A 26,509-nucleotide genomic window follows, 5' to 3' on the forward strand; every position below is an offset into this window, starting at 1 on the left:
AGGGATGCCACAGTGGACCCTGTGGATCGGTCCCGCGAGCAGCCCGCCCCGGAAGGCGAGGCCGCGAAGTTCGACCTGCCCGACCTCTTCGGACTCGTGGTCGAGCAGGTCCGGGACGTGTCCCCGCGGCCGTTGTCCACCGCCCAGCTGCGTGCGGTGGTCGCGCTGGACCACCACGATGGGCTGAACCTGCGCGCGCTGGCCGAGCTGCTCGACTCGACCCCTCCGCTGGTGAGCCGCCTCTGCGACCGGCTCGAAGCGGTCGGCTTCCTCGAACGTCTGCCCAGTTCCCGCAGTCGCCGGGAGCTGACCCTGCGGCTGAGCCTGCGTGGCCGCGCCTACCTGCGGGATCTTCGCGCCCAGCGACGGGAGAACGTCCAAGCGGTGCTGAAGAAGATGACCCCGGACGGGCGTGCGGCGCTGGCGGCGGGGCTGCGGGAATACCACGGCATCGCCGCCGGGGAACCGGCCCATCCTGAAGGTTCGGCCTTGCCCGAGTAGGATCAACTGTTGTTATATGACAACTGTTGATTCGGCGTACAGCAGAGCGCGCCCCGACCGCAGGAGGACACGGTGCCGGGGACGGACGACGCCCACGTACGCGAACTGCTGAGCCGGACTCTCGACGAAGACCACGCCACGCTGGTGGCCGACTGGGTACGGCATCAGCTGGACACCGCCGTCGCGCCACACAGCGAACAGGATCTTCGCCGCGAAGCGGCCGAACTACTCGAAGCGTTGCGGGCCGCGCTGAACACGACGGTGGCCGCGGGCCGGATCGTCGCGCGGGACGACGCGGTCCGCGACGCGCTGACCTCGCTGTCCGAGCATCGGGCCCGCGCCGGCGCGGAACCTTCGGCCACCGCCATGGCGATCCTGTCACTGAAGCGCATGATGCTGTCCGCGATCGAACGGCGCACCGACGACGCCGAACTGCGTTACCGGGCGGCGCTGCTCGTCACCGACCTCCTCGACAGCGCCGGGGTGCTGGCCTTCGCGATCTACGCCAACGGACGCGAGCACATCATCCGGGAGCAGCACGACCAGATGCTCGAACTCTCCACGCCGGTCGTGCGGCTGTGGCGGCACGTGCTCGCGGTGCCCCTGATCGGCACCCTCGACAGCGCACGCACCCAGGTGGTGATGAACAACCTCCTGGAAGCGATCCAGGCCCACGAGGCCCGCGTCGCGATCATCGACATCACCGGCGTGTCCACAGTGGACACAGCGGTGGCACAGCACCTGCTGCAGACCGTCAGCGCGGTCCGGCTGATGGGCGCGGACTGCGTCATCAGCGGTATCCGCCCGTCGATCGCCCAGACGATCACGCAGCTGGGCATCGATCTGTCGCATATCGTCACGCGCGGCACCCTCGCCGACGCGCTGGCCACCGCGCTGCGGCTGATCGGCGACGACGCCCGTCCCGCCGCGGTGACCGGGTGAACGCCCAGGAGGGCCTGCCGATCCTGCGACTCGGAGACGTCCTGCTCACCGGGCTTCTGAGCGATCTGGACGACAAGACCGCGCTCCGGTTCACCGAGGAGCTCACCGCCCGCATCTCCGACGAGGGCATCCGCGGCGTGGTCATCGACATCTCCCGGCTGGAGATCATCGACTCCTTCGTCGCGCGGGTGCTGATGCAGCTCGCCGACACCGGTCGCCTGCTCGGCGCCCGGATGGTCGTCGCCGGGATGCGCCCCGCCGTCGCGATCACCCTGTCCGAACTCGGACTGCAGCTCACCGGCGTCCGGACCGCGCTCAACGCCGAGCAGGCCATGGAGCTGCTGGGCTGGCGCCGTCCTGTCGAGGCCGCCGAAGAGGCGCCTCATGCTCCCTGACGAACTGACCGGCTCCGCTCCCGCCGTCCCGGCCCGCGAGCACGTCGTGCAGGTGGAAGAGGATCTGCTCACCGCGCGGCACGCCGTGCGGGCCGGCGCGGTCGCGGTGGGCTTCTCCATCGTCGACCAGACCAAGATCGTGACCGCGGCCAGCGAACTGGTCCGCAACGCCTACATCCACGGAGGGGGCGGGGTCATGACGATCACCGTGCCGCGCGACGAGCGCGGCCGGATCGGGCTGCGACTGCGAGTGCGCGACAACGGCCCTGGCATCGCCGACGTCGAACAGGCGATGACCGACGGGTTCAGCACCGGTGCCGGGCTCGGTCACGGCCTCGGCGGCACCCGCCGTCTCGTCGACGAATTCCACCTCGACACCACCCCCGGCCGGGGCACGACCGTCACGATCACGCGCTGGAAGACATGATCGGCCCCGTGGTGGTCCCGCCTGCCTCGCGGCGTCTGCGCGTCGACCACGTCAGCGCCGTCTACGCCGCCGCCAGGGCCGCCAGGGAGACCGGCCGCGCGGCGGGGCTCCCGCAGGTGCTCACCGAACGCGCGGCCGTGGTGACCTCCGAACTGGCGGGCAACCTCGACCGGCACGCGATCAACGGGTCGGTGGTCGTGCAGCGGTCCCCGATCGGCCTCGGGATCGACGTCCTGGCCGCCGACGACGGCCCCGGGATGGCCGACGTCGGCCATTGGCTTCTCGACGGCAACACCACCACGGGCACGCTCGGCACCGGTCTCGGCGCGGTCAGCCGGATGGCGACCGTCTTCCGGATCCGTTCCGTGCCACGGGACGGCACCATCGCGGCGGCGCGTCTCCTCGTCCCGGGCACCCCGGCGGGCCGCGCCGCGGCGATCGGGCACTTCTGCCTGCCGCGCGAGGGTGAGGTCGTCTGCGGCGACGCCATCGCCGTCGCCGAGCTGACCGACGGCTGGACCGCCGTCGTCGTCGACGGCCTCGGTCACGGCCCGGACGCCGCCGAAGCGGCCGACGCGGCGATCCGGGTGTTCCGGCAGAACCCGGACCGGCCGCTCCCCCAGCAACTCACGAGCATGCACCGGGCGCTGCGGACCACCCGCGGCGCGGCGGTCGCGCTGGCCCGGATCACGCCCCACCGCCTCGAATTCTGCGGCGTCGGCAACGTCAGCGGCACGACGATCGGCACCGGCGGCCGGTCGCAGCTGCTGCTGAGCATCCCCGGTGTCGTCGGCTTCACCCTGCCCGCCATCCAGGTCCGGCACACCGTGCTGGCCGAAGGCGACGTCGTCGTGCTGCACACCGACGGTGTCGAGCGCACCTGGCGCACCCCGGCCGTCACCGACCTCCCGGCGCACGCGCTGTCCCTCGCCGCCCGCGTCGCCCACCACCACCGCAATCCCCGCGACGACGCCGCCCTGCTCGCCCTGCACCCGGACAGGCTGACCTGATGCACCCGGATCTCGCCCGGCTCCGCCGTCTCCTGCGCGCCGCCTGCGCCGAGGGCGGTGTCCCGGCGTACGAGCGCGCACGTCTCGTCGTCGCCGCGACCCTGCTCGCCGAACCCGCCCTCGACGCGGGCGCGAAGATCACGCTCGAAACCTCCACCACGGACGGCCTGCTCGCCGTCACCCTCCGGCTCCCGTATCCGGTCGCGCGGTCACAGCGAGACTGGCTCCCGCTGCTGCCCGACGCGGGGGACGGCGCCGGTCTCACCTGGCACCTCCCCACGACCCCGGCCCGGCACCCCGCCCCGGCCGACGACGCCGAGGCCACCCGGGAGGAAACGCTCGCGCTCATCGCGCGGGCCGACGGACTCGCCCAGGAACAGCGGGAACTCAAACACGAACTCGCGGAGACGAACAGCGGCGTCCTGGCGATGTACGTCGAACTCGAACAACGCGACGAGCAACTCCGCCGGGCGCACGCCGTCATCTTCCGTGAACTGGAAGACGCGCTCCGGCCCCCGCCACCAGCCGTCCCGAGCCTCGAACTGGCCGTCCACTACTCCCCGACCGATCCGGACTCCCCCACCGGCGGCGACCTCTACGACTGGTTCGTCCTCCCCGACGGGCACCTGCACATCACCCTCGTCGACGCCGTCGGGCACGGCGTCACCTCGACCCGCCACGCCCTCACCGTGACCCACGCGATCCGCACCCTCGCCCTGGAAGGCCATCCCTTCCGCGATCTCGTCGCCAGGACCGCACGGACCCTGGCGACGATCGAACCCGATCTGATGGCCACGGTGATCCTCGCGCGGATCGATCCGGCGACCGGCGACGTGACGCTCGCGAGCGGCAGCCACCCGGCCCCCGTGCACCTCACCCCGGGCGGTGACCCACGGCTGCTGCGGTCCCCGGTCGTCGGCCGCGGGATCGGCTTTCCCGACCCCGGCACCCCCGAACTCGCCCACTGTGTCCTGGCGGCGGGCGACACCCTGCTGCTCTACACCGACGGTCTCGTCGAAAGCCGCAAGGATTTCCAGGAAGGGCAGACCCGGCTCCTCGCGCTCGCCCGCGCACACGCCACCCTGGCCACCGCGGACCTCCCCCGGGAACTGGTCACCCGGATGCACGACGTCGTCCTGCACGCCGACGACACCGTCGCCCTCGCCGTCCACCGGATTCCGGGCCACGGCAAGAGGAATCCCTGAGGCGTCCACAAAGGACAGCGGCAGGCTACTCGTGGACGGCGGCCTCGACGGTGGCCTCCAGCCGCGCCCCCAGGACGGTGCAGTCCCGGATCGGGTCGTCGCGAGGACAGGTGAGCAGGTGCTCGAGCACCTCTTGTGCCGCGCGGAGCCGTTCGATCTGGTGCTGCATCACGCGGATCGACTCGGCCATGACCTTCCTCGTCTCCCCGCTCGGCGGTTCGTCGGAAAGCGTGGCGGCGGTGCTCGCCACGCTCATCATCCCGTCCTGGTGGAGCAGCTGGACGAGCGCGAGCCTGCGTAATTCGTCGCGGCCGTAGGTGCGCACGGTTCCCCGCCGTCCGGCCGGGTGCAGCAGGCCGACCTGGTCGTAATAGCGCAGGGCGGAGACGGAGATCCCGAAGTACCGCGCCACCTCGCTGATCGAGTAATCCACGTCACCAGGATCGCAGGTTGCGCTCAAGTCCACTTGAGCGAGCACGGTGGAACGCGAAGTGATCAGTGAGGAGACACCGTGGAGCGATTCGAAGCAGTGGTGGCGGGCGCCGGGCCGGTGGGGCTGTCGACGGCGTTGTTCCTGGCGGACCGGGGGGTACGGGTGCTGGTGGTGGACGCGCGCGACCCGTTCGATCGGCCGCCGCGTGCCGGTACGTCGATGCGGACCCTGGAGTTGTTCCGGGGCATCGGACTGGGGCCGACGCTGGATCGGGTCGGCTGGGAAGGCCCGCCGCCGTTGCGCTCGATCGTCAAGGACAGCGCCACCGGAACCGTGCTGCACCGGTCGGCCCCGCCACCGCGCTACGCGGAGCGGCTGGACACCTGCGGCCCGACCGATCCCCGGCTCGTGATGACGCAGTACGAGGTGCAGCGGTTCACCTGGGAAGAGCTGCGGCGCCGCGGTGGGCAGGTCCGGTTCGGCACCGAGTTGACCGGTTTCACCGCCGACTCCGAAGCCGTGCGCGTCGAGCTGGCCGACGTCGGCACCGGCCGCGAACACCAGGTGACCGGCGATTATCTGATCGGGACCGACGGTGCCCGCAGCCGGGTGCGGGAGCTGCTCGGCGTCGACCTGCCCGACCGGCGGGTCGACGGCAGGCTCAACACCGCCTTCTTCCGGGCCGACCTGCGGAAGCTGCTGCCGGAATCGGCCACGCACGCCTGTTTCATCCGCAACGAACAGATCTATTGCACGCTGTTCGCGAAGGGCGCGGCCGGTGACCGCTGGTCTTCGCACCTCATGGACTACCCCGGCAAACCGGCCGGACTCGCCCGGCTGTCGCCCGAGCGGACCTTGAGCCTGCTGCGCGCGGCGATCGGCGACGACACGGTGCCGATCGACCTGATCGAATGCAACGCCTGGGAGGCCGCGGCCGGCATCGCCTCGGCGCTCCGGCGCGGCCGGGTGTTCCTGGCGGGCGACGCCGCCCATGTGCAGAGTTCCGCCGGTGGGCTGGGGATGAACACCGGCATCCAGGACGGGCACAACCTCGCCTGGAAACTCGCCGCCGTCCTGCGCGGCCAGGCCGACGAGGCCCTCCTCGACAGCTACGAGCCCGAACGCCGCGCCGCCGCCGAGGCGTCACTGGCGCTGTCCCGCCGGTTGCTCCGCGGCTACCAGGCCCATCAAGACCCAGAACAGCTTTACGCGCAGGCGGCCGCCGACTACCTGCGCGGGATGATGTTCTACCGCTACGACTCCCGCGCGGTGCTCACCGACGACGCCGAGCCGCCCGACGTCCTCGACGACCGGGCGGCGCCCGGCCACCGCCTGCCCCACCGCTGGCTCACCGACGGCGGCCGGCGACTGTCCACACTCGACCTTTTGGGTCCACAATGGACCTTGATGACCGGTGACGGCGGCACCGGCTGGCTCACCGTGGGCACGGAAGAGCTGCGCGTGCGGCGGATCACCGCGGCCATGGCCGACGGCGATCGCGCCGCCTTCGCGCGGATGGCGGGTACCGGACCGGACGGCGCCCTTCTCGTTCGCCCGGACGGTTTCGTCGCCTGGCGGTCGCACGGTCTGCCGGCGGACCCGGACCGCGCCGTCCGTTCCGCCCTGCGCACCCTGCTCGGATACACCGCCGACCGGGCAAGGGCCAGCTGACGAAGCCGGGCTGAAGGGCGCTTTCCCCGCGTCGCATGCGGGGAAAGCGCCCTTCGCCGTGTGAGATGAGGGGAAAGGGCCCTTCAGCCCCTCCCGCCCGACGCCAGGTCGCGAGGGAGCGGGGTCGGCCTGGTCGTGAGTGGTAAGTGTCGTTCTAACGACACTTACCACTCACGACTCCCCACCTCGGAACCTCAGGATGGAAAAGGCTCAGTGAAGGCGAAAGCGTTGTCCCGTACCCAGTCGGCGAAAGTGAGCGCGGGCCTGCCCAGCAGGTCTTCCACGGTCCTGGTGGTGGGGCCGGGGCGGAGGGCGTAGTCGGCCAGGGAGCCGAGCAGCCGGGCGGGGACCTCTTCGGGCAATCCTTGCGCGAGCATGCCCTGCCGCACCTGTTCGGGCGGGAGTTCCTGGAAGGACAACGCCCGGCCGACGGCGGAGCCGATGATCCGCACCTTCTCGGCTTGGTCCAAGGAATGCGGGCCGGTCAGCGTGTGGACCATCCCCGCATGGGCGCCGCCCGTGAGGGCCTGTACGGCGACCGCCGCGATGTCGGCCTCGTGGATCGGCGACGTGGCGGCCTGGGCATACGCGCCGCGTACCACGTCACCGGCTTTGAGCTGCGGCGCCCAGGCCAGCGCGTTGGCGGCGAAGTCGGCCAGCCGCAGGACCGTCCATTCGAGACCGGAACCGGCGACGAGGTCCTCGGCGGCCTTGAACTGCGCGGCGAACCGGGCCTCTCCCGCCGGGTACTCCACCGTGGTGGCCGACAGCAGCACCAGCCGCCGTACACCTTGTCTTTCGGCCAGTTTCACCAACTCGGCGAGGCCGGGGCCGGTCGCACGCGGGCTGAGCTGGATCGCCTCGACCCCTTCCAGTTCCGGTTCGATCCACTGTGGACTGAACAGGTCACCGCTGACGACTTTCACGCCGTCGGGAGAGGGTGTTTCGCCGAGGCCGCGAGTGACCGCGGCGACGGCCGCGCCTTCCTGTAGCAGCATATCCGTCACTCGACGTCCCACGACGCCGTTGGCTCCGGTGATCAGGATCATGATGGGTTCGTCCTTCTGTTCGGCGGACAGATCTGTCCACTGTGGAACAAGGGAGGGGTCAGGCGGGGATCGCGAGCCGCTCTTCGGCCGGAACGATCCGGCGACGACGGAACGGCATCAGCATCGTCGGGTGGGAGATGCTCCAGGCCGCCGACTTGCAGATCATCTCCTTGACGCGCACGGCGGTCTTGCCGGTGAGCGCGGACGGTTTGGGCTGGTCGTCCGGGGTCACCCACTGCACGACCGCGTCGCGGCGGCCGAGGCTGATGCACTGGCCGCTGTAGCCGATCTTGTTCGCGGGGAGCGGGCATCCGGTCAGGCGGGCGGCGATGGCGTCGGCCGCCTGGTGCGCGGTGGGAACTCCCGAGGCGCAGGACATCCGCAGCGGCGTACCGCTCGCGCCCGGGGCGAGCGCGGCGTCACCGACGGCGTAGACGTCCTCGTGCGAGACCGACCGCATCGTCTCGTCGACGACGATCTGTCCCGTCGCGGAGACCTCCAAGGTGGTGGCCGCGGCGAGGGGGTGGACGGCGAAACCGGCCGTCCAGACCGTCACCTGGGCCGGGATCGCCCGGCCGTCGCCGGTGACCGCGCCCGCCGGCTCGACGCCCACGATGTCGGTGTGCTCGTGCAGGGTGATGCCGAGCCGGTCGAAGGCCTGGCGCAAGTGGTTCTGGGCCTTCTCGCTCAGCCAGCCGCCGAGGTCGCCGCGGACGGCGAGCGAGACGTCGAGGTCCGGCCGGGCCTCGGCGATCTCGGTGACGGCTTCGATGCCGGTGAGACCACCGCCGACGACGAGCACGGTGCCGCCCGCGGCGAGGTCGGCCAGGCGCTTGCGCAGCCGCAGCGCGGACTGCTTGCCGGCGACGCTGTGGGCGTGCTCGGCGACGCCGGGGACACCGCAGTCGGCGGCGGTGCTGCCCAGCGCGTAGACGAGCGTGTCGTAGGAGATCTCGCCGGGTCCGTCGGCGCCCGCGAGGCTGACGGTCTTGCGTTCGGCGTCGACCGCGGTCACGCGCGCCACCCGCACTTGCACGCCGGTGCCCGCGAAGACATCGGCCAGCGCGCGTGGCTCCAGGTCCTGACCGGTCGCGAGCTGGTGCATGCGGACGCGCTCGACGAACTCGGGGTCGGCGTTGACGAGGGTGATCTCGGTGTCGGCGGGGTGCAGGCGCTTGGCGAGGCGGCCGGCGGCGTTGGCTCCGGCGTATCCGGCCCCGAGGACGACGATCTGGTGCTTCATGGCTTCCCTCATTCCTGTCCGGCTGGTGTCGCTCCCTGAACCGGACAGCGGCGCGAAACCTGACAGCGGAATGATGTGATCCGGGTCACCAAGTGTCGGGAAGCGGTTCTCCCTGGTCGGCAACGGCCCAATGGCGCTCCGCGCGTTCGAGCTTGGCGGGGTTCACCTGGGCGTGGACGGCCGCGATACCGTCGTCGGTCACGTCCAGCGTGACGATCCCGGCGATCTGGCCTTCGACCTCCAGCACCAGCGCGGGCATCCCGTTGACGACCGCGGCGAACAGGACGGGACGGCCGCCGATGAGCGACCACTTCGCCGCACTGGGCTTGAACAATCCGTGCAGGAACCTCGCCACCCGCGTCGCCCCGGTGACCGGGCGCGGCAACGAGAACAGCACGCCGCCGCCGTCGCCCACGCTGATCGCGTCGTCGGTCAGCATCCTCACCAGCGAGTCGGTCTTGCCGCTGAGCGCCGCGGCGAGGAACTCCTCGACGATCTTGCGGGCCGCGGCCGCGTCGACCGGCACGCGGCGCCTCTCCGCGGCCAGATGCTGCTTGGCGCGCCGGTAGATCTGCTGACAGTTCGACTCGGTGAGGTCGAGCACCTCGGCGATCTCACCGTGCGAGTAACCGAACGCCTCGCGCAGCACGTACACGACGCGTTCCTTGGCCGAAAGCCGCTCCATCAGCGCGAGCATCGCGATCGAGACCGATTCACGCTGCTCGACGGTGTCCGACGGGCCGAGCATCCGGTCCCCGGCGAAGACCGGCTCGGGCAACCACTGCCCCACATAGGTTTCCCGCCTGGCCCGCGCGGAGGTGAGACGGTTGAGACAGATGTTGGTGAGCACCTTCGTCAGCCACGCCTCGGGCGTCTCGATCAGCTCCCGGTCGGCCGACTGCCAGCGCAGGAACGTGTCCTGTACGGCGTCCTCGGCGTCGTTCGCCGAACCCAGCAGGCGGTAGGCGATCGCCTCCAGCCTGCCCCTGGCCCCCTCGAACAGCTCGACCTCGCGCGCACCGATCAGCATGGTCGAAGTTAACCATCCTCACCGACGACCGTGGTCCCGTCCGTGAAGGACTCCTTGAGGGACCCTGAGTCCCTCAAGGAGTCCTTCACGGCCTTCGACGACGCGCGGGCGGGTGCGATGCGCGGGCGGCGCCCTGGCAGGCTAGTTTGCCCGGGTGAGTCTCCTTGATGACGTGGCCGAGCGCGATGGCTGGCGCTGCTGGGTGTGCGACGAACCGGTCGACCCCGGCATGTCGGTGAACGACCCTCGCGGACCCAGCGTCGACAGCCGCACCGCCGACCGGAAGGCCAAGATCCCCGAGCGGCTCGCGCACCGCGGGTGCAACACCCGCAAAGGCGCGGTCAAGGTGGTCATCGCCTGGCCGGATCGCCTGCACGTGGTCGAACCCGCGCCGCTGATCACGGTCGCCGGGAGGCTGGAGCGCAAGGGTGGCCGCGAGATGGTGGCGCGGTGCCCGACCGAGCGGGACGCCCGCGAGGCGGCGGAGTGGCTGGTGGACCGGTTCTCCCGGCTGGTACCGGGGCTGCCGGTGACCGCCAATGTCGAGCCCGGGGGCGGCCAGTTCCTCGTCATCCTGGCCGCCGGCCGCCGCTGACCGAGCTTGCGCGTGAAGGCCCCCTTCCCTCGGCTGAGCCGAGGAAAGGGGGCCTTCACGCGTTTCACTTGACCGGACGCGGGGTGAGGTTCACCTCCACCGTGTTGCCAGGGCCGGTGGCGACCGCGGAGACGAGCTCGTTCAGGAAGCCACAGCCCTTCAGCGGCGGCAAGGTGTAGGTACCGCTGAGCTTGCCACCCGCCAGCGGGTCGAAGCCCGCCTTCGACTGCAACGGGATCTGCGCGGGCGTCTTCGTCTGGCAGGTCGGGCTCGACGAGACCGGGATGCCGAAGACACTGATCCGCGGCAGCTTGACCGTCACCGCCGACGTCGACTTGAGCACCCCGTTGGCCAGGGTTCCCGTGGTCTTGCCCGCCGGCGCGAACTCGATCTTCGCGTTGACCGGGACGAAGCCCCAGAGCGTGAACTTCGCGCTCGTCGGGTTCAGCGTGAGGTCGGCGTCGAAGGTCCCGTTCGCCAGGTTGATCGCCGCGTCGATACCGCCGCGGAGGTCGATCGGGCCGCTGAGCTTCTTCAGCTGGGACTTGCCCGCCAGGTCGTAGCTGTACCGCACGCCGGGCGTGCTCTTCGGCTTGGTCTTCGCCGTCACCGCCGCGCTGGGAGCCGACTTGTTGCCCGCCGCGTCCTTCGCGACCACCGTGAAGGTGTACTCGGTGTCGGCCGTGAGGCCCTCCACCGTCACCGTGGTGCCGGTGACCGACTTCGCGAGGTTCGCACCGTTGTAGACGTCGTACCCGGTGACACCGACGTTGTCGGTCGCGGCGTCCCAGGCCAGCACGACGGTGGTTTCGGTCGTGCCGGTGGAACGCACGTTCCCGGGCACACCCGGGGCCACCGTGTCGGGCGCGGCCTGCGTCCGGACGGTCACCGCGGCACTCGGGGTCGACGCGTTGCCCGCGGCGTCCTTGGCGACCACCGTGAACGAGTACTCCGTACCCGCCGTGAGACCGTCGATGGTCGCCGTGGTGCCGGTGACCGACTTCGCCAGGGTCGTACCGTTGTAGACGTCGTACCCGGTGACGCCCACGTTGTCGGTCGAGGCGGTCCACTCGAGGCTCACGCTGGTCTGCGTGGTCCCGGTGGAACGCGGGTTGCCCGGTGCGGCGGGAGCCTGCGTGTCGGGCGCGGCCTGCGTCCGGACGGCCACCGCGGCACTGGCGGCCGACGCGTTACCCGCGGCGTCCTTCGCGACCACCGTGAACGAGTACTCCGTGTCCGGCGCGAGGCCGTCGACCGTCGCGGAAGTCTCCGTCACCGTCTTCACCAGGGTGGCACCGTTGTAGACGTCGTAGCCGACGACACCCACGTTGTCACTGGCCGCCTTCCAGGACAGCTTGACGCTGGACTGGCTGACGTCCGCCGCGACGAGGTCGGCCGGGACGCCGGGCGCCTCGGTGTCCGGGACGGTCGGCGTCCGCACGGTCACCGCTGCGCTGGGCTCCGACTTGTTCCCGGCCGCGTCCTTCGCGACGACGGTGAAGCTGTACTCGGTGTCGGCGGTCAGCCCGTCGACCGTGGCACTGGGTTCCGTCACCGACTTCACCAGGGTCGTGCCGTTGTAGACGTCGTAACCGGCCACGCCCACGTTGTCGGTCGAGGCGTCCCAGGCCAGACCGACGCTGGTCGCCGCCGCTCCGGTCGAGTGCAGGCCGCCCGGCACGCTGGGGGCCTGCGTGTCGGCACCGGTCTGCGTCCGGGCGGTCACCGCGGCACTGGCGGGCGACTTGTTCCCGGCGGCGTCCTTCGCGACCACCGTGAACGAGTACTCGGTGTCCGGGCTCAGGCCCTCGACCGTGGCGCTCGTGTCCGTGACCGACTTGACCACTTCGGTACCCCGGAGCACGTCGTAACCGGTGACACCGACGTTGTCGTTGGAGGCGTCCCACGCCAGCGTCACGCTGGTCTGCGTGGTCCCGGTCGAGCGCGGGTTCGCGGGCGTCGTCGGCGCCTGCGTGTCCGGGGCCTTCGTGGTGTGGGCGGTCACCGGCGCGGTGGCCGGGGAGACGTTGCCCGCGGCGTCCTTGGCCTTGACCGTGAAGCTGTAGTCCTTGTCCGGCGTGAGCCCGTCGACCGTGACCGAGGTGCCGGTCACGGACTTGACGAGGTTGGTGCCTTCGTAGACGTCGTAACCGGTCACGGCGACGTTGTCGGTCGCGGCGCCCCAGGACAGCGCGACGCTGTTCTGGGTGACTTCACCGACCGTCGCCGCGCCCGGCGCCGAAGGCGGGACGGTGTCGGGGGCGGCCGTGATCGTGAACGTGTGCAACACGTTGGCCTGCCCGTTCGCGGGCGTGCAGTCCGCGACGAAGGTACCGAGGCCGGTCTCCGCGCCGGAAGCCGTCAGCGGCGTCATCGTCAGCACCAGGTCGTGCACCGACAGGGTCGCCGTTCCCGGCTGATCGAACCGCAGCGACGGGGCGGCACCGCCCGCGTTGACGATCAGATCGTTGCCCACCGGCGGAATCGGCTGCTGCGGGATCGCCGTCGGCACGCCCACCGCGAGATGCCCTTGTGGACTGGACACCAGCGAGGTGGCCAGCGCCGACCCCTTGATGGTTTCGGCGCCGACGAGCCGGAGGCCCTCGGTGGCCGTCTTGCCCGCGTTGGACACCGCCGTGATGTCGATCTTGGGCGTGAACTGGCCCACCGGCACCGTGTCCGGCAGCGTGGCGTTGATGTCGACCGACACGTCCTGGTTGCCGATCAAGGGGAACGGGCAGCTGTAGATCTGACGCAGCGGCGGGTGATTACCCGTGCCGACAACGGCTTCCGGGGTGACGGCGGAACCGGTCACCGTGTAGGTCTGCAGGACGGTTTCCTGTCCCTGCCCCAGGGTGCAGTCCGAAACGAAGGTTCCGAGCCCGGTCAAGGTGCCGTCCGCCTTGAGCGGCGTCATCACCAGCTGGAGACCGTTCACCGCGAGCGTCGCGGTACCCGGCTGGTCGAACCGCAACGCGGGCGCGCTGCCCTTGGCGTTGACGATGAGATCGTTGCCCGACGCGGGAATGGGCTGGTTCGGCACGTCGGAGTCGACCTTCACCGTCAACGCGCCCTGAGTGCCGGGCATCTTCACGGTCGAAGTCGCTTTCGCGGTGCCCTTGATGGTTTCCGCGCCGACGAGACGAAGGCCGTCTGTCGCGGTTTTCCCCGCATTGGACACGGCCGCGATCTCGATGGCGGGAGTCAGCTTTCCGGCCTCGATCGTCGACGGCTGTGTCGTCTTGATCGTCACCGAAACGTTTTGATTGCCGATCAACGGGAACGGGCAGGAATAGGTCTGCGTGAGCTCACCCGGAGCCGCGGTGCTGGTGCCCGAGCTGACGGCGAGACCCAGCGCCACCAGGGCGGCCGTGGTCACCGCGGCGACTCCTCCGGCCAGTCTTCGATTACGTCTTCTGTGCTTCACAGGTCACTCTCCACTGATCGCTCACAACCCACTGAAACAACGACACGAGAAAAAAGCCTTTACGCGGTCCGCCTCAGCGGAATACAGGGGCGCCACAAGCAGGCCACACGGAATTAACACATCCGCGGGCCGGGCAGGCAAGGGAAAGTCCAATTCCGCCGCGACAATTCGAAACAGTTGTCACCGGCACGCGATTCTTCATCGGCAAACCTGTCAGGCGCGGGACAGCTCGAACGCGATCCCGGCAGGGCGCTCGACGGATACTGGCCAACAGTCGTCGCCCCGGCGAAATCTTCCACACGCCCCCGCCAGGCGGTTGCGCGCTCCGGCCGGGTGATGCTAAGAGAGAATTAGCACTCTAGGGCCGCGAGTGCCAATCGCGCGGCCTCGGCGTGCTGACGGCGGTGGCCCGGCGCCGCGGACCACCGCCGGCTTTCCCGAACGTTCTCCGAAGGTTGGAGTGCCGGATATGACAGCTGTGCTCGTTTTCAGCGCCGTGGTCACGGGGATCGTCACCGCGGTCGCCGTCGCCGCGCGGAAGTACCACTTGGACGACCTCACCCGGAACTGACCAGGATCCCTTCCACCGAGCCGAAGGAGCTTTCATGGGGTTGGAGAGAGTTTGGATACGGACTCTCAGCGATGGCCTCCTCCGCGCCGATCAGGTCATCGGCCTGACCGCGCATGCCACACCGTCGATTCCCGGCAAGGCGCCGCGATGGCTGCTTGATGCCACCGTCTCCCTCCCCGCGGGCAGCGGCACCACGAGCGGCTGGGACATCGGGATCCTGCACCGCACGCTCATCCAGACCTCCGCCGAGCCCGTCGAAGGCCCCGAACTGCTCGCGCGTCTGCTGGCCCGCCTGGACGCTCCCGGTACGGCCGGGATCATCGACCCGGTCGCCGCTCGTTCGGCGGGTGACGCGGGCACGGTCCGATTCGACTTCCATTCCTTCACCGAGGACCAAGAAACCGCGACTGGAACCGGCGATCCGGCCCAGTGAGCGACCCGGTCCGGTCTCGTGAGTGGTAATGACGGTTCTAACCGTCATTACCACTCACGAGGGCGCGAGCGCACCAGCGCGGCCATGAGCGGCGCTGCCGCGTCAGGAGGCACGTCGTCCATGCCGCGCCCCTGGACGGCCGGAACGTCATGGCGCAGGCAAGCGAGGGCGAACACCTGGTCCCGCATGCCGCTGATCATGTACTCCGCCTGCCAGACCCGTCCCCTGCCGATACTCGACCGGGCATGCAGCGCGTAAAGCCAGGCCCAGCCGATCAGGTTCGCCGCCACCGGAGGCTGGGTCTTCTCGACGTCATTCGCCTTACCGAACAGCACTTCGAAGCGCGGCCCGGTCGCGCCGAACTCCTCCGCACGCCAGAACGCGATATCGACTTGAAGGGTGCCCTGGAGCAGGAACACGCGGAACAACGTGCTCCCCGCCCGGACGTCCAGGTGGGTGCCCGCGCCGTGCTCCCGGTAAAGCGACTCGGTCCAGGCGGCGACCACGTCGTCGTAATCGACACTGGGCGCCAGCCCCAGCGCGAGGTCGATATCGGACCACTCGTCTTCTTCGCCATACGCGCTCGACCCGGCGAACCCCGCCGCCGCGATCCTCGGATCGGCCTTCGCCGCCGCCACCAGCTTGTCCCGAACCCTGCCCCGCTCAACGGTGGTGAACACGCTTCAGCACGTTATCAGCGACGTCTGCCGAGGATCTCGCCTTTGCGCCGCATCACGATCTGTGGCGGGACCGCGTCGGCAGCCGCTGCGAGCCTTTCCGGGCACCGCTAACTTCATGGTTCGTCCGCGTCGAGCCTCAAGGAGGTCGGAATGTCCGAGGTCGTTCTGTTCCATCACGCCCTGGGGCTCACGCCGGGGATCACGGGTTTCGCCGACGAGCTGCGCCGTGCCGGGCACGTCGTGTGGACGCCCGATCTGTTCGAGGGCCACGTGTTCGACACCGTGGAGAAGGGCATGGCCTACCTCGGACAGATCGGTTTCGGCGAGGTGCTCGAACGCGGTTCCCTGGCCGTGGAAAACCTGCCTTCGGACCTGGTTTACGCCGGATTCTCGGTGGGCGCGCTCCCGGCGCAGAAGCTCGCCCAGACCCGGCCCGGCGCGCGCGGAGCGCTGCTTTACTACGCGTGCGTGCCGGTCTCGGAGTTCAGTCCCGCCTGGCCCGAAGGTGTACCGGCCCAGGTTCATGGCATGGATGCCGACCCCATCTTCGCCGGCGAGGGCGACCTCGACGCGGCACGCGCGCTCGTCGCCGCCACCGGGCAGGCCGAGTTGTTCCTCTACCCGGGCGACCAGCACTACTTCGCCGACCGCACACTCGCGTCCTACGACGCGGCCGCGGGCGCACTGTTGCTCGAACGCACACTGGAGTTTCTTCGACGATAAGACCCGGCCGTGTCCATAGTGGACAGTCGGCAGCCCACCGCTCCACCGGAATGTGACCGTCGTCACTGTTGGCCGGTATGTGGCAACCTCCGGCACCGGCGAACGCCTTGAAGCTCAGGAAGATCCGTTAGCGGAACTGGGGAACACATGAAGAGACTGTCCGCCATCCTGACCGCGATACTGGCGGTGCTCGCGTTCGCGCCTGCCACGCCCGCCAGTGCGACGACCCGGTTCGACCGGGAACTCACGGCACGTATCGCGCAGGCCCAGGCGTACGCCGACAGCAGGCCCGGGGAGACCGGCATCGTCCTCCGGGACCGATGGACCGGTGCCGTCTACCGGAGCGCGGCCGCCGGGACCCTCATCTGGGCCTGTTCCACCCCGAAGCTGGCCATGGTCGTCGACCTGTTGCTGCGCAATGACTCCGGGGCGGTCAAGCTGACCGCCGAAGACCGGGATCTGATGCACCGGATGCTCAACTCCAGCGACGACGCCGCCGCCCACACCCTGTGGACCCGGTACGGCGGCGAAGCCGAGTTCGCCAAGCGCTTCCCGTCCTACGGGATGACCGACATGCGGTTCACCGACCAGCACCCGCACCACTGGGGCTGGATCCTGACCACCGCGAACGACCTGGACCGGCTGATCAACTACGTCCTCACCAAGCTGCCCCGTCAGCACCGCGACTACATCGTCCACGAGATGCGCAACGTCGACGTCAACCAGCAGTGGGGCGTCTGGGGCGCCGGGTCCGCCGCCCGCCCCGGCAACAAGGACGGCTGGTCCGACGACAACGACGACGGCTCCTGGATCATGAACTCGGTCGGCTTCGTCGGGCCGCACGAGCGATTCACCCTCGCGTTGATGAACAACACCAAGGTCATCCAGAACGGCTTCGAAACCGGTCAGGAGACCACCACGAAGATCAGCGAAATCCTGTTCAAGGGATATTTCAAGGGCTGACCGCGCCGCGTCGGGCCCGATGGATCCCCCATCGGGCCCGACGCCGCCACTGGCTCAGTTCGGCCGCTGCGGCGAACGTTCGACGTCGCCGCGCCAGGAACCGGTCTCCTGACCGTCACGGTTCTCCACGAAGACCTTGAACCGGTCCAGGTCACCCTGGACACGACGGTCGAGGATGCCGAGCTTGTCGGCCACGTTCTCGACAAAGCCTTCGGGGTCGATGTCCATCTGGACCGTGACCCGGGTGTGCGCGTCGTCAAGACGGTGCACGGTCACGACTCCGGCGTGCTTGGGCCCGGAATCGGACTGCCAGGCGACGCGTTCGTCGGGGTGCTGCTCGGTGATCGTCGCGTCGAATTCGCGGGTCACCCCGCCGATCGTCGTCTTCCAGCGGGTATGGGTGTCGTCGATCTGCTCGATCGAATCCACGCCTTCCATGAACCGGGGGAATTCGGAGAACTGGGTCCACTGGTTGTAGACCGAAGGCACATCGGCTTCGACGTCGACCGATTTGGTGATCGTGCTCATCTCGATAGCTCCTTGAAAAGAGACTGGTCGCCGCACCTGGGGTGCGCGGACGCCCTTCGGCTACCCGCCGATCCGGCCCGGCAAACCGATCCGCTATCGATGCACTTCTTCGGGACTGGCGACCTCTTCAGAGAAGATCGAGGGCACGCAGGATGAAGAAGCCGGCGACGCCCACGACGAGGATGCCGATCACGACGAGGGTGATGATCGAAGGCCCCCGTGAGGGAATCGGCTGCGGATGTGACAGCCCCGAGGTCTGCCCGGCGTCGGGTGGTGTGTCGCCCGGCGGCACGGATCCGCCCACCTCCAAGCCAGGGACGTCTTCCGGTTCCGGTCCTGGTGCGCTGCTCATGACATCCAGGGTGACAGGAACGCCGCCGGCGGGCAGAACGAACTCAGGCGCGTCCGGTCCGCAACGCGTAACGCCGCTCGGCGTAGGCGAGATCGTCCCGCCAGAGCCGGGCCGAAGCGCGGCGCATGAGCGGCCGCAGCATCGGCGCGATCCGCGCGGCCTTGCCGAAACCCGGCCGGTCGGAGGTGGCGATCGTCGCCTCGATGACGCTGGTCCGGGGACGGCCGTCGGCGCCGTCGCCGAGCGGCGTGGCATGGGTTTCCACCACGCTGCCCGCCCCTTCGCCCTCGATGATGGTCATCAGCACGGTACGCGGTTCCGGACAGGTGAACTCGGCGATCACCGGGACACCGAGTTTGCCGGCGAGCCGGAAGGTCACTTCGACGACGAACCGGTCGTCGGCGTCGGCGACGTCGGTTCCCCGCGGCGCGGACACCACTCGCAGGCGGGTGAACGAATACGGATGGAACCAGGCGCCGTGCCATGGATCGAGCCGGTTGGCGACGACGTCTTCCGGCTCGCAGGTACCGGTCAGGGTCGCGACCGCGTCGATGGCGACGCCACCACTGGGGCGGGGCGGCACGACAGGCCGATCAGTGGGGCGTTCTCCGCCGAAGCGGTCGAGACGAGCCCAGACGAGCACACCGTCGTCGTAGGCCGGGAAGGGCGACCATCCCGGTCGTTCAGGCCCGATTCTCATTCCGTGCCAACGGCAAACCAGCTCGCCACAGTGGACACGTGCGTCGGCGAGAGGGGCACCCAGGTGCGGGCAGGCTCCCGGGCCGATGACTGGCTCGCGGTCGGCACCACGCCAGGCGACGAGTTCCCGGCCGCCCACCCGGAAGCCGAACGGCTTGTCGCGGCGGATGTCCCGGCTGGCCCCGGCGACGAACCAGTTGCCGGCGGGACGGGCGTCCGCGCGTTTGACCGCGGCGTCGATGAGCGCGGGGCTGCACTCGCGGTAAGTCGGTTCCTGCCGCGCCCAAGCCGGTTCGCGAAACGGCTGTACCGGCCACCTGGCAGGCCAACGCTCGACCACCTGCCGCCTGAAGTCCACGGGAACACTCCTGATCCACGTCGTCGGGATGAGCTTCTCCGTGGTTCATCCTGTGGCACTTGGAGCGGTTCCGCAACGGTTCGCCGGTCGAGTCAGGAATTCAGCCGCTCCGCGGCGAGGTCCAGCGCCCCAGCCAGGTCGTTGACCCAAGGCGCTCCGCGGACATTGAGTCCTTCCCAGCCGGGGCCCGCGACGGCGACCTCGAAACCGAGGCGCTGCAACCGCTGGCACAGCACGTCGTCGACGGTGTTGGCGGACATCGACCACAGCACGATGAGCAACGGGTCCAATTTGGACGCCATCCCGGCCATGGTCTCCCCCGGCACCATCTGGCCGAGGTAGATCGCGGGGATACCCACCTCGATCATCGAAGCGCGCAGCACCTCGACCGGCAGGCTGTGCCGTTCGTCCGGGCAGCAGGCGATGAGCACCGACCGCTCCGGCGGCACTTTCGCGAATCTGCCGACGTATCGCTGGAGAGCGAGCGAAACCTCGGTGGTGAGCGCCCACTCCGACTCGAAACACACGTCACCCCGCAGCCAGCGGCCGCCGAGCGCGCGCAGGATCGGCAACAGCACGTCGGTCCACGTGCTCGCCGCGCCCAGCGCGTCGAGCGTCTCGTCGAGCATCGCCGCGAGGGACGCGAAGCCCAGCTCTTCCGCGGCTTGCTCCAGCTCGTCTATCCGGCGCTCGAGCGGGACTTCGGGAACCACGTCCTCGACGTCGGAGAAGGCGGCGGCCGCCGCCTCGCGGGCACGGATACCGCGCTGGATGAGCCTCTGCATGTACTGCAGCCTGCGCACGTCCTCGTCGGAGTACCGCCGATGGCGCCCGTCGGCCCGCAAGGACGGGCCGACACCGTAACGGGACGCCCAGGTGCGGAGCGTGACCGGCGAGACACCCAGCGTCTCGGCCACCATGCCCGGAGTCCACGAACCCCCGGCACGGGGACCACTACGACCGCTCACCTCGCCGACGTCCATCCAACACCACGTTTCCCTACCCGTTCGGCCCAGTTTACGAGTCCACACGAAACAAGCGCGCGAACACCGTCCACAGGAGGGTCCGACAGGAGGCGCCCGGCGGCGCCTCGGCGGCACCGGGGGGAGGCCGATGCCGCCGGGCGCCGCCGGCTTCCGGACCCGGCCGCGTGGGGGAGCACGCTGGGCCCGGCAGGGTGATCGAAGGTCACACCTTCGATCCGACGGCAGTCATTTTCGATGCACACACGATCCACGCTTGAAGCGCGAAGGAGGGGGTACTCCCTCACTTTCAGGCCGCTGACAGCGAAACTGCCCAAGTTGCGACGGCGCCGCTGGATCTAGTAGACAAAGTACACCCGTAGTGCAACGGTTGTGAATCGAAACTCCGATCGGCGAGAGGGGCAGTCGCATGGCGTCGACCATGGCGGCGGAGGTGCTGCCGCCGGACGAGGCGCCGGACAGGTGGCTGGACATGCTCGGGGAGCGCTGCCGGACCGAAGCGCTCGAATTCGTCCGGGCGCGCGCGATCGAACACTTTTCAGGGCACGGTGAAGGGGAACTCGCGGAAACCGTGCTTCCCGAGTTCGTCGCCGGCGGAAAGTGTCTTCGGCCGATGTTCGCTTATGTGGGCTGGCTTTGCGGCGAGCCGGAAGCCGAGTCCGCGCTCCGGGCGGCTTCCAGTCTGGAGCTGCTGCACTGTTTCGCGCTCGCGCAGGACGACGTCATGGACGGTTCCCCGGCCCGCCGCGGCCGTCCCGCCCTGCACGTCCGCTTCGCGCGGTGGCACGCCGAACAGGGGTGGGCCGGATCCGCTGACCGATTCGGCGAGTCCGCCGCGACGCTGGCGGGCGATCTCTTCCTGATCTGGTCCGAGCGGATGTTGCGTGAATGCGGCTTGGCCGCGGAAACGCTGGCCAGGGGCTGGCCACGGTACGACCTGATGCGGGCGGAACTCGCCGTCGGGCAGCTCGCCGACCTGGTCAACGACGCGCGTTCCCTTCCCGGCTGGGAGGAACTGCTGGACGTCCTTCGCCGGAAGTCGGGTAACTACACCGTTCGCAGGCCCTTGGAGTTCGGCGCCGCGCTCGCCGGCTGCGGACCGGACGTGCTGGCCGCACTGGCCGAGTTCGGCGGACTGATCGGTGAGGCGTTCCAGTTCCGGGACGACCTGCTCGGGGTTTTCGGCGATCCGGCCGTCACCGGTAAACCGGTCGGCCAGGATCTACGTGAGCGGAAGGCGTCCAGCGTGGTGGTGCTGGCGGCGGAAATGGCGGGCCGCGGGCAGCGCGCGGAACTCGGCGAGCTGCTCGGACTTCCCGTCGTGGGCGACGACGGGGTGGCCCGCTGGAGCGAGTTGATCGTCGCGTCCGGGGCTCGCGATCGCCTCGGCGAACTCATCCGGGAACGCGCCGACAAGGCACTGGCCGTCCTCGATCCGGCGGTGTTTACCGAGCACGCCGCGGAAGCGCTGTCCCTTCTCGCCGCCCGGTGCACGGAGCGGGACCAATGAAGACGGTGACCGGCCGGACGGACCGGGTGGTCGTTGTCGGAGCGGGTCTGTCCGGCCTCGCGGCGGCCTTGCATCTGGCCGGGCGTGGTCGCGAAGTCGTCGTCCTCGAACGGGATCCGGGTCCCGGCGGCCGGGCGGGGTGTTTGGAGCGCAAGGGTTACCGGCTCGACACCGGGCCCACCGTGCTCACCATGCCTTCGATCCTGCAGGACACCTTCGGCGCTGTCGGCGCGGAACTGTCCGTTGAACTACCGCTCACCCGGCTCGATCCGGCCTATGTGGCCCGCTTCGCGGACGGCAGCGGCCTTCCCGTCCACTCGGACGCCGCGGCGATGACGGACGCGGTCCGGGAGTTCGCCGGTCCCGCCGAGGCGGCGGGATACGTCCGCCTGCGCGACTGGCTGACCCGGCTGCACCACGTCGAATTCGCCCGGTTCATCGACGCGAACATCGATTCCCCGTTGGGCATGGTCCATCCCGACCTGGCCCGGCTGGTGGCGCTGGGCGGATTCCGGCGGCTGGACGCGAAGATCGGCACGTTCCTGTCCGATGAGCGCCTGAAACGGGTCTTCACCTTCCAAGCGCTCTACGCCGGTGAATCGCCCATGCGGGCGTTGGCCCTCTACGCGGTCATCTCCTACATGGACACCGTGGGCGGGGTGTACTTCCCGCCCGGAGGGGTGGCCGCACTCCCCCAGGCGCTGGCACGGGTCGCCGCCGCGAACGGGATCACCTTCCACTACGGCGACGCCGTGGTGGAACTCGAACGGACAGGTAGCCGGATCACCGCCGTCCGCACGGCGGGCGGCGATCGTCATCCGTGTGACGCCGTCGTGCTGACGACCGAGCTGCCGGAGAGCCACCGTCTGCTGGGCAGGGCGCCCCGGCGGCCGGTCCCGTTGCGTCCGGCGCCGTCGGCTCTCGTCGTGCACGCCGGCGGCCCCGGTGACGGCTCCGGAATCGCGCACCACACCATTTCCTTCGGGCGGGGATGGCACTCGACGTTCGACGAGCTCATCACCACCGGACGCCGGATGACCGCCCCCTCGTTGCTGATCACCCGGCCTACCGCGACCGATCCGGGACTCGCCCCGTCGGGCCGTCAGCTCTACTCGATCCTCGCCCCGGTACCGAATCTCGATCGCGGCCCGATCGACTGGCTCAGCGAAGCGGGTCCGTATGCGGAAGAGATCCTCGCGGTGGCACGCGAACGGCTGCTTCCGGATTTCGAACCCGAGTTCACCGAGGTCATCAGTCCCGCCGACTGGGCCGATCGGGGGCATGTGGCCGGCACCCCCTTCAGTTACGCGCATTCCTTCGCCCAGACAGGACCGTTCAGGCCCAGGAATTTCCCCCGTGGCACCGACAACGTCGTCCTCGCCGGTGGCGCGACGGTGCCGGGCGTCGGCGTGCCGACGGTGCTGATCTCGGGACGGCTCGCGGCCGACCGGATCACCGGTGTGCCGAAACGACGTCCACGGATTCTCGATCTCGCGAGAGAGGAGGCCCGATGACCCGTCGCGAACTCGACGCCGCCGGCATCCACGATCCCGGGCTGCGCTCCGCCTACGCCTGGTGCCGTGAGATGAACGCCCGACACGGCCGCACGTACTTCCTGGCGACCCGGCTGCTGACGCCACCCCAGCGTCCGGCGATCCACGCGCTCTACGGTTTCGCCCGGTGGCTCGACGACATCGTCGACGAACCGGAACCCGGCGCCACGCCACAGTCCCTGGCCGCCCGTCTGTCCTCTGTGGAGGATCGGTTTCTACGTGACCTCTCCCGGGGAGCGAGCGAGGACCCGTTGCTGACCGCGGTGATCGACACCGCCACCCGGTTCGGACTGGAGGAGAAGCTCTTCCGCGCGTTCTTCACCTCCATGCGGATGGATCTGAGCGTGACCGACTACGCGACACGCGAGGATCTCGACGTCTACGTGCACGGGTCGGCGGAGGTGATCGGCCTTCAGGTGCTTCCCGTGCTCGGCGCCGTGTCGCGCCGTGAAGAGGCCGCGCCGCGAGCCGCGGCGTTGGGCAAGGCGTTCCAGCTGACGAACTTCCTCCGTGACGTCGCCGAGGATCTCGGCCGGGGACGCGTCTACCTGCCCGCCGACGAACTCAAGGAACACCGCGTCGACCGGGAACGGCTGTCGTGGTGCGCCGGGCGCGGTCGCGCCGACTCGGCCGTGCGATCCGCGATCCGGGACCAGATCGCCCGGACGCGGCGCGTCTACGCCGAGGCACGGCCGGGAATCGCGATGCTGCATCCCGTTTCGCGCCCCTGCGTGGCCACCGCCGCGGCACTGTACGGGCGAATCCTCGACAGGATCGAAAGCGCGGATCACGACGTCTTCGCCGGGCGGGCGACGGTGTCCCAAGGCCGCAGGCTCGCGGTCGCGTGCGGCGCGCTGGCGCGTGCGCAATGGGCACGCAGGCGGCATCCCGCGCCCGCTCCCCCGGCGGCGGTGGGCTGAATGGGCAAGGCGGAGTACTTGATCGTGCTGGCGGCGTGCGTCCTGATCACGCTGCCGCTGGAGATCGCGGGCGCCCGCGTCTACCGGCGGCCGAGACACCTCGCCCGCGCGCTCCTTCCGGTGGCGGTCGTCTTCCTCGTCTGGGACGCGCTGGCGATCGCCGGGGGCGTCTGGCACTACGCGCCGGAATTCGTCACCGGTGTCCGCGCCCCGCTCGGCATCCCGCTGGAGGAGGTCCTCTTCTTCGTGGTCATCCCGGTGTGCGGGCTGCTGACCTACGAAATGGTCCAGCTGTCGCTCACCGCGGTCCGGCGACGCGAAAACCGGCGGGCGGTCCGCCGATGATGCCCTGGGGTTACACCGTTCCGGCCGTCGCCGCGGTGATCGTGGTCGTGGTCCTGGAACTGGCCGTCCTGAAGACGGGCTTGTTCCGCAAAGCCGCCTACTGGCTGACGATGGCCATCGTCACCGGCTTCCAGATCCCGGTCGACGGCTGGCTGACCAAGCTGTCCGCCCCGATCGTCCTGTACGCGCCGGAGCACATCACCGGCTGGAGGTTTCCCTGGCACATCCCGGTCGAGGACTTCCTGTTCGGTTTCGCGCTGGTGACCGCGGTCCTGCTGCTGTGGGAACGCGCCCGGCTCGGTGAGGAGGCCCGGTGAACGATCTGGAACGGGACGGACTTCCGCGCGCGGCTGTGCCTTTGGGGCTCGATCCTCGTGCCGTCACGAGGCCGGGAGCGCCCGGCCTCTCCGACGCGGGCATGCTGGGACGGCGTCCCACCGCGGCGGTCGTCGGTGGCGGGATAGCCGGCCTGACCGCCGCGACCGCGCTGGCCGAACGCGGCGTCGATGTCACCGTCTTCGAGCGGGAAGACCACTTGGGTGGCCGGGTCGGCGGCTGGTCCGAACGATTGCCCGACGGCACCGCGGTGACCATGAGCCGGGGCTTCCACGCCTTCTTCCGCCAGTACTACAACCTTCGCGCCCTGCTCAAGCGGACCGACCCGCGCCTCGAACGACTGGCGCCGCTCTCCGACTATCCCCTGCTCGACGCACAGGGGCGGACGGACACCTTCGCCGGGTTGCCCCGTACGCCGCCATGGAACGCCGTCGCCTTCGCTTGGCGAAGCCCCACCTTCACCCCACGGGATTTCCTGCGGCTCAAGGGCCGCGAAGCCCTGCCGCTGGCCACGGTGAGCGTGCCGGAAACCTACGAACGGCTCGACGGGGTCGACGCGGCGTCGTTCCTCGAAGCGATCAACTTCCCCGCGGCCGCCCGGCACCTCGCCTTCGAGGTCTTCTCCCGCAGTTTCTTCGCGGACCCGCGCGACCTGTCCGCGGCGGAACTGGCGACCATGTTCCACCTGTACTTCCTGGGCTCCAGTGAAGGACTCGTCTTCGACGTGCCGACCGATCCGTTCCCGCAGGCACTGTGGGATCCCCTCGCCGGCTACCTCGTCGCCCGGCGGACCGACATCCGCACCGGCGTGGCCGTCACCGCTCTTCACCGCGAGCCCGGCGGCTTCGCCATCGAGACCGATGATGGGACAGCGCACTTCGACGCGGCGGTACTCGCCTGTGACGTGACCGGGCTGCGTCAGATCGTCGCCGCGTCACCGAGTGTCGGATCGGCCACGTGGCGCGGCGACATCGCCGCTTTGCGCACCGCACCACCGTTCCTGGTGCGCAGGCTGTGGCTCGACCGGCCGGTGGACGCCGCGCGGCCGCCCTTTCTCGGCACCGGAAGCGTGCCGCCACTCGACAACATCAGCCTGCTCGACCGGTACGAGGGAGAGGCCCGTCGCTGGGCCGCGCGCACCGGCGGGTCGGTCGTCGAACTGCACGCCTACGCGGCCACGCCGGACGACAGCCTGGCCAAAGCCGTCGACGCCCGGCTTCACGAGATCTACCCGGAAAGCCGGAACGCGCACGTCGTCGGGGAAATCACGCTGTGGCGCGAGGATTGCCCGTTGTTCGGCGTCGGCGATTTCGCCCGACGTCCCACCGTCGAAACCCCGGACGCGGCGTTGGCACTCGCGGGCGACGGCATCCGGATCGATCTGCCCGTCGCCCTCATGGAACGCGCGGCCGCCACGGGCTGGGCGGCGGCCAACGTCCTCCTGCGGCGCTGGGGCCTCGAAGGCCATCCGCTGCGTTCGGTACCCAACCGGGGCAGGATCGGCCTACTGAACCGGCTCGCCGCTTCAAAACGGCCACGTCCCGCGCCGGGCTAAAGGGGCCCTTCACCGCATCACACGCGGTGAAGGGCGCTTTCCTCGCATCGGATGAGGGGAAAGCGCCCTTCA

Annotated in this window: 27 protein-coding genes; 17 read left to right on the forward strand and 10 right to left on the reverse strand. The window is 69.8% G+C overall.

All coding sequences use genetic code 11. From position 1 onward, the window contains the following. The first annotated feature begins 12 nt into the window (after window positions 1-12). From SD37_RS26255 to SD37_RS26280, 6 genes are all read left to right on the forward strand, one after another. Window positions 13-501 (forward strand): MarR family transcriptional regulator, encoded by a 489-nt coding sequence (locus tag SD37_RS26255; RefSeq protein ID WP_083255085.1) that lies wholly within the window; start codon window positions 13-15, stop codon window positions 499-501. 72 nt (window positions 502-573) lie between these two features. Beyond that, window positions 574-1,443, forward strand: a complete 870-nt coding sequence (locus SD37_RS26260; protein WP_044849815.1) for an STAS domain-containing protein — start codon at window positions 574-576, stop codon at window positions 1,441-1,443. Continuing rightward, window positions 1,440-1,838 carry an STAS domain-containing protein gene (locus tag SD37_RS26265; RefSeq protein WP_044849816.1) on the forward strand — a complete coding sequence of 133 codons (399 nt, stop codon included), beginning with the start codon at window positions 1,440-1,442 and terminating at the stop codon, window positions 1,836-1,838. Before SD37_RS26260 ends, SD37_RS26265 begins: the two co-directional genes overlap by 4 nt. Beyond that, window positions 1,828-2,265: an ATP-binding protein gene (locus tag SD37_RS26270; RefSeq protein ID WP_044849817.1), complete on the forward strand. Its 438-nt coding sequence runs from the start codon at window positions 1,828-1,830 to the stop codon at window positions 2,263-2,265. Before SD37_RS26265 ends, SD37_RS26270 begins: the two co-directional genes overlap by 11 nt. Next, the gene (locus SD37_RS26275; RefSeq protein ID WP_044849818.1) at window positions 2,262-3,275 is read left to right on the forward strand and encodes a SpoIIE family protein phosphatase; all 1,014 of its coding nucleotides are present in this window, start codon (window positions 2,262-2,264) and stop codon (window positions 3,273-3,275) included. Before SD37_RS26270 ends, SD37_RS26275 begins: the two co-directional genes overlap by 4 nt. Next, window positions 3,275-4,480 carry a PP2C family protein-serine/threonine phosphatase gene (locus SD37_RS26280; protein ID WP_044849819.1) on the forward strand — a complete coding sequence of 402 codons (1,206 nt, stop codon included), beginning with the start codon at window positions 3,275-3,277 and terminating at the stop codon, window positions 4,478-4,480. Before SD37_RS26275 ends, SD37_RS26280 begins: the two co-directional genes overlap by 1 nt. Before the next feature lie 25 nt (window positions 4,481-4,505). Here SD37_RS26280 and SD37_RS26285 read toward each other — a convergent pair whose 3' ends face one another. Beyond that, window positions 4,506-4,913: a MerR family transcriptional regulator gene (locus SD37_RS26285; RefSeq protein WP_052674800.1), complete on the reverse strand. Its 408-nt coding sequence runs from the start codon at window positions 4,911-4,913 to the stop codon at window positions 4,506-4,508. A 78-nt stretch (window positions 4,914-4,991) separates the two neighbouring features. Between SD37_RS26285 and SD37_RS26290 the strand changes: the two genes are divergently transcribed. Continuing rightward, a complete protein-coding gene (locus SD37_RS26290; RefSeq protein ID WP_044849820.1) occupies window positions 4,992-6,584 on the forward strand; it encodes an FAD-dependent oxidoreductase in 1,593 nt (530 codons plus the stop codon). A 194-nt stretch (window positions 6,585-6,778) separates the two neighbouring features. Here SD37_RS26290 and SD37_RS26295 read toward each other — a convergent pair whose 3' ends face one another. From SD37_RS26295 to SD37_RS26305, 3 genes are all read right to left on the reverse strand, one after another. Beyond that, window positions 6,779-7,633 carry an NAD(P)H-binding protein gene (locus tag SD37_RS26295; RefSeq protein WP_044849821.1) on the reverse strand — a complete coding sequence of 285 codons (855 nt, stop codon included), beginning with the start codon at window positions 7,631-7,633 and terminating at the stop codon, window positions 6,779-6,781. A gap of 58 nt (window positions 7,634-7,691) precedes the next feature. Further along, window positions 7,692-8,876, reverse strand: coding sequence for an NAD(P)/FAD-dependent oxidoreductase (locus tag SD37_RS26300; RefSeq protein WP_044849822.1), 1,185 nt, complete (start codon window positions 8,874-8,876; stop codon window positions 7,692-7,694). An 85-nt stretch (window positions 8,877-8,961) separates the two neighbouring features. Then, window positions 8,962-9,906 (reverse strand): RNA polymerase sigma-70 factor, encoded by a 945-nt coding sequence (locus SD37_RS26305; RefSeq protein ID WP_044849823.1) that lies wholly within the window; start codon window positions 9,904-9,906, stop codon window positions 8,962-8,964. A 154-nt stretch (window positions 9,907-10,060) separates the two neighbouring features. On the opposite strand from SD37_RS26305, the gene SD37_RS26310 reads away from it, so the two are divergent. Beyond that, complete coding sequence (locus tag SD37_RS26310; RefSeq protein ID WP_044849824.1) at window positions 10,061-10,501, forward strand: hypothetical protein; 441 nt, start codon at window positions 10,061-10,063, stop codon at window positions 10,499-10,501. A 64-nt stretch (window positions 10,502-10,565) separates the two neighbouring features. Here the strand turns inward: SD37_RS26310 and SD37_RS26315 are convergent, their stop codons facing one another. Further along, a complete protein-coding gene (locus SD37_RS26315) occupies window positions 10,566-13,880 on the reverse strand; it encodes a fibronectin type III domain-containing protein (RefSeq protein ID WP_236725122.1) in 3,315 nt (1,104 codons plus the stop codon). 653 nt (window positions 13,881-14,533) lie between these two features. Here SD37_RS26315 and SD37_RS26320 point away from each other — a divergent pair. Further along, window positions 14,534-14,932, forward strand: a complete 399-nt coding sequence (locus tag SD37_RS26320) for a hypothetical protein (RefSeq protein ID WP_044849825.1) — start codon at window positions 14,534-14,536, stop codon at window positions 14,930-14,932. Between the two features lie 47 nt (window positions 14,933-14,979). On the opposite strand, the gene SD37_RS26325 is transcribed toward SD37_RS26320, so the two are convergent. Continuing rightward, window positions 14,980-15,612 carry a hypothetical protein gene (locus tag SD37_RS26325; protein ID WP_052674801.1) on the reverse strand — a complete coding sequence of 211 codons (633 nt, stop codon included), beginning with the start codon at window positions 15,610-15,612 and terminating at the stop codon, window positions 14,980-14,982. A gap of 150 nt (window positions 15,613-15,762) precedes the next feature. Between SD37_RS26325 and SD37_RS26330 the strand changes: the two genes are divergently transcribed. After that, window positions 15,763-16,335, forward strand: coding sequence for a dienelactone hydrolase family protein (locus SD37_RS26330; RefSeq protein WP_044849826.1), 573 nt, complete (start codon window positions 15,763-15,765; stop codon window positions 16,333-16,335). Between the two features lie 147 nt (window positions 16,336-16,482). Continuing rightward, window positions 16,483-17,298, forward strand: a complete 816-nt coding sequence (locus SD37_RS26335; RefSeq protein WP_044849827.1) for a serine hydrolase — start codon at window positions 16,483-16,485, stop codon at window positions 17,296-17,298. 54 nt (window positions 17,299-17,352) lie between these two features. Here SD37_RS26335 and SD37_RS26340 read toward each other — a convergent pair whose 3' ends face one another. The 4 genes from SD37_RS26340 to SD37_RS26355 form a co-directional block, all read right to left on the reverse strand. Then, window positions 17,353-17,826, reverse strand: a complete 474-nt coding sequence (locus tag SD37_RS26340) for an SRPBCC family protein (RefSeq protein ID WP_044849828.1) — start codon at window positions 17,824-17,826, stop codon at window positions 17,353-17,355. Window positions 17,827-17,953: 127 nt separating this feature from the next. Beyond that, window positions 17,954-18,178, reverse strand: a complete 225-nt coding sequence (locus SD37_RS26345) for a DUF6480 family protein (protein WP_044849829.1) — start codon at window positions 18,176-18,178, stop codon at window positions 17,954-17,956. Window positions 18,179-18,221: 43 nt separating this feature from the next. Next, the gene (locus SD37_RS26350; protein ID WP_174567856.1) at window positions 18,222-19,235 is read right to left on the reverse strand and encodes a DUF5914 domain-containing protein; all 1,014 of its coding nucleotides are present in this window, start codon (window positions 19,233-19,235) and stop codon (window positions 18,222-18,224) included. A gap of 92 nt (window positions 19,236-19,327) precedes the next feature. Continuing rightward, window positions 19,328-20,218, reverse strand: coding sequence for a MerR family transcriptional regulator (locus SD37_RS26355; protein WP_044849831.1), 891 nt, complete (start codon window positions 20,216-20,218; stop codon window positions 19,328-19,330). Between the two features lie 409 nt (window positions 20,219-20,627). Between SD37_RS26355 and SD37_RS26360 the strand changes: the two genes are divergently transcribed. The 6 genes from SD37_RS26360 (at window position 20,628) to SD37_RS26385 (ending at window position 26,437) form a co-directional block, all read left to right on the forward strand. Beyond that, window positions 20,628-21,728 (forward strand): polyprenyl synthetase family protein, encoded by a 1,101-nt coding sequence (locus SD37_RS26360; protein WP_044849832.1) that lies wholly within the window; start codon window positions 20,628-20,630, stop codon window positions 21,726-21,728. Next, window positions 21,725-23,242 carry a phytoene desaturase family protein gene (gene crtI / locus SD37_RS26365; protein ID WP_044849833.1) on the forward strand — a complete coding sequence of 506 codons (1,518 nt, stop codon included), beginning with the start codon at window positions 21,725-21,727 and terminating at the stop codon, window positions 23,240-23,242. Before SD37_RS26360 ends, crtI begins: the two co-directional genes overlap by 4 nt. Beyond that, the gene (locus SD37_RS26370) at window positions 23,239-24,201 is read left to right on the forward strand and encodes a phytoene/squalene synthase family protein (protein WP_044849834.1); all 963 of its coding nucleotides are present in this window, start codon (window positions 23,239-23,241) and stop codon (window positions 24,199-24,201) included. Before crtI ends, SD37_RS26370 begins: the two co-directional genes overlap by 4 nt. Then, window positions 24,202-24,546, forward strand: coding sequence for a lycopene cyclase domain-containing protein (locus SD37_RS26375; RefSeq protein WP_044849835.1), 345 nt, complete (start codon window positions 24,202-24,204; stop codon window positions 24,544-24,546). Next, window positions 24,543-24,863 carry a lycopene cyclase domain-containing protein gene (locus SD37_RS26380; protein ID WP_044849836.1) on the forward strand — a complete coding sequence of 107 codons (321 nt, stop codon included), beginning with the start codon at window positions 24,543-24,545 and terminating at the stop codon, window positions 24,861-24,863. Before SD37_RS26375 ends, SD37_RS26380 begins: the two co-directional genes overlap by 4 nt. Before the next feature lie 101 nt (window positions 24,864-24,964). After that, complete coding sequence (locus SD37_RS26385) at window positions 24,965-26,437, forward strand: FAD-dependent oxidoreductase (protein ID WP_044850130.1); 1,473 nt, start codon at window positions 24,965-24,967, stop codon at window positions 26,435-26,437. The last annotated feature ends 72 nt before the right edge of the window (window positions 26,438-26,509 follow it).

It is taken from the genome of Amycolatopsis orientalis (genome assembly GCF_000943515.2).
GTDB classification, from domain to species: domain Bacteria; phylum Actinomycetota; class Actinomycetes; order Mycobacteriales; family Pseudonocardiaceae; genus Amycolatopsis; species Amycolatopsis orientalis.

Coding starts and splice junctions, on each gene's coding strand:
- SD37_RS26270 (WP_044849817.1), top strand. CDS start 1,828: ATGCTCCCTGACGAACTGACCGGCTCCGCTCCCGCCGTCCCGGCCCGC.
- SD37_RS26380 (WP_044849836.1), top strand. CDS start 24,543: ATGATGCCCTGGGGTTACACCGTTCCGGCCGTCGCCGCGGTGATCGTG.
- SD37_RS26355 (WP_044849831.1), bottom strand. CDS start 20,218: ATGGACGTCGGCGAGGTGAGCGGTCGTAGTGGTCCCCGTGCCGGGGGT.
- SD37_RS26320 (WP_044849825.1), top strand. CDS start 14,534: ATGGGGTTGGAGAGAGTTTGGATACGGACTCTCAGCGATGGCCTCCTC.
- SD37_RS26275 (WP_044849818.1), top strand. CDS start 2,262: ATGATCGGCCCCGTGGTGGTCCCGCCTGCCTCGCGGCGTCTGCGCGTC.
- SD37_RS26280 (WP_044849819.1), top strand. CDS start 3,275: ATGCACCCGGATCTCGCCCGGCTCCGCCGTCTCCTGCGCGCCGCCTGC.
- SD37_RS26385 (WP_044850130.1), top strand. CDS start 24,965: ATGCTGGGACGGCGTCCCACCGCGGCGGTCGTCGGTGGCGGGATAGCC.
- SD37_RS26370 (WP_044849834.1), top strand. CDS start 23,239: ATGACCCGTCGCGAACTCGACGCCGCCGGCATCCACGATCCCGGGCTG.
- SD37_RS26340 (WP_044849828.1), bottom strand. CDS start 17,826: ATGAGCACGATCACCAAATCGGTCGACGTCGAAGCCGATGTGCCTTCG.
- SD37_RS26335 (WP_044849827.1), top strand. CDS start 16,483: ATGAAGAGACTGTCCGCCATCCTGACCGCGATACTGGCGGTGCTCGCG.
- SD37_RS26375 (WP_044849835.1), top strand. CDS start 24,202: ATGGGCAAGGCGGAGTACTTGATCGTGCTGGCGGCGTGCGTCCTGATC.
- SD37_RS26330 (WP_044849826.1), top strand. CDS start 15,763: ATGTCCGAGGTCGTTCTGTTCCATCACGCCCTGGGGCTCACGCCGGGG.
- crtI (WP_044849833.1), top strand. CDS start 21,725: ATGAAGACGGTGACCGGCCGGACGGACCGGGTGGTCGTTGTCGGAGCG.
- SD37_RS26300 (WP_044849822.1), bottom strand. CDS start 8,876: ATGAAGCACCAGATCGTCGTCCTCGGGGCCGGATACGCCGGAGCCAAC.
- SD37_RS26345 (WP_044849829.1), bottom strand. CDS start 18,178: ATGAGCAGCGCACCAGGACCGGAACCGGAAGACGTCCCTGGCTTGGAG.
- SD37_RS26305 (WP_044849823.1), bottom strand. CDS start 9,906: ATGCTGATCGGTGCGCGCGAGGTCGAGCTGTTCGAGGGGGCCAGGGGC.
- SD37_RS26360 (WP_044849832.1), top strand. CDS start 20,628: ATGGCGTCGACCATGGCGGCGGAGGTGCTGCCGCCGGACGAGGCGCCG.
- SD37_RS26295 (WP_044849821.1), bottom strand. CDS start 7,633: ATGATCCTGATCACCGGAGCCAACGGCGTCGTGGGACGTCGAGTGACG.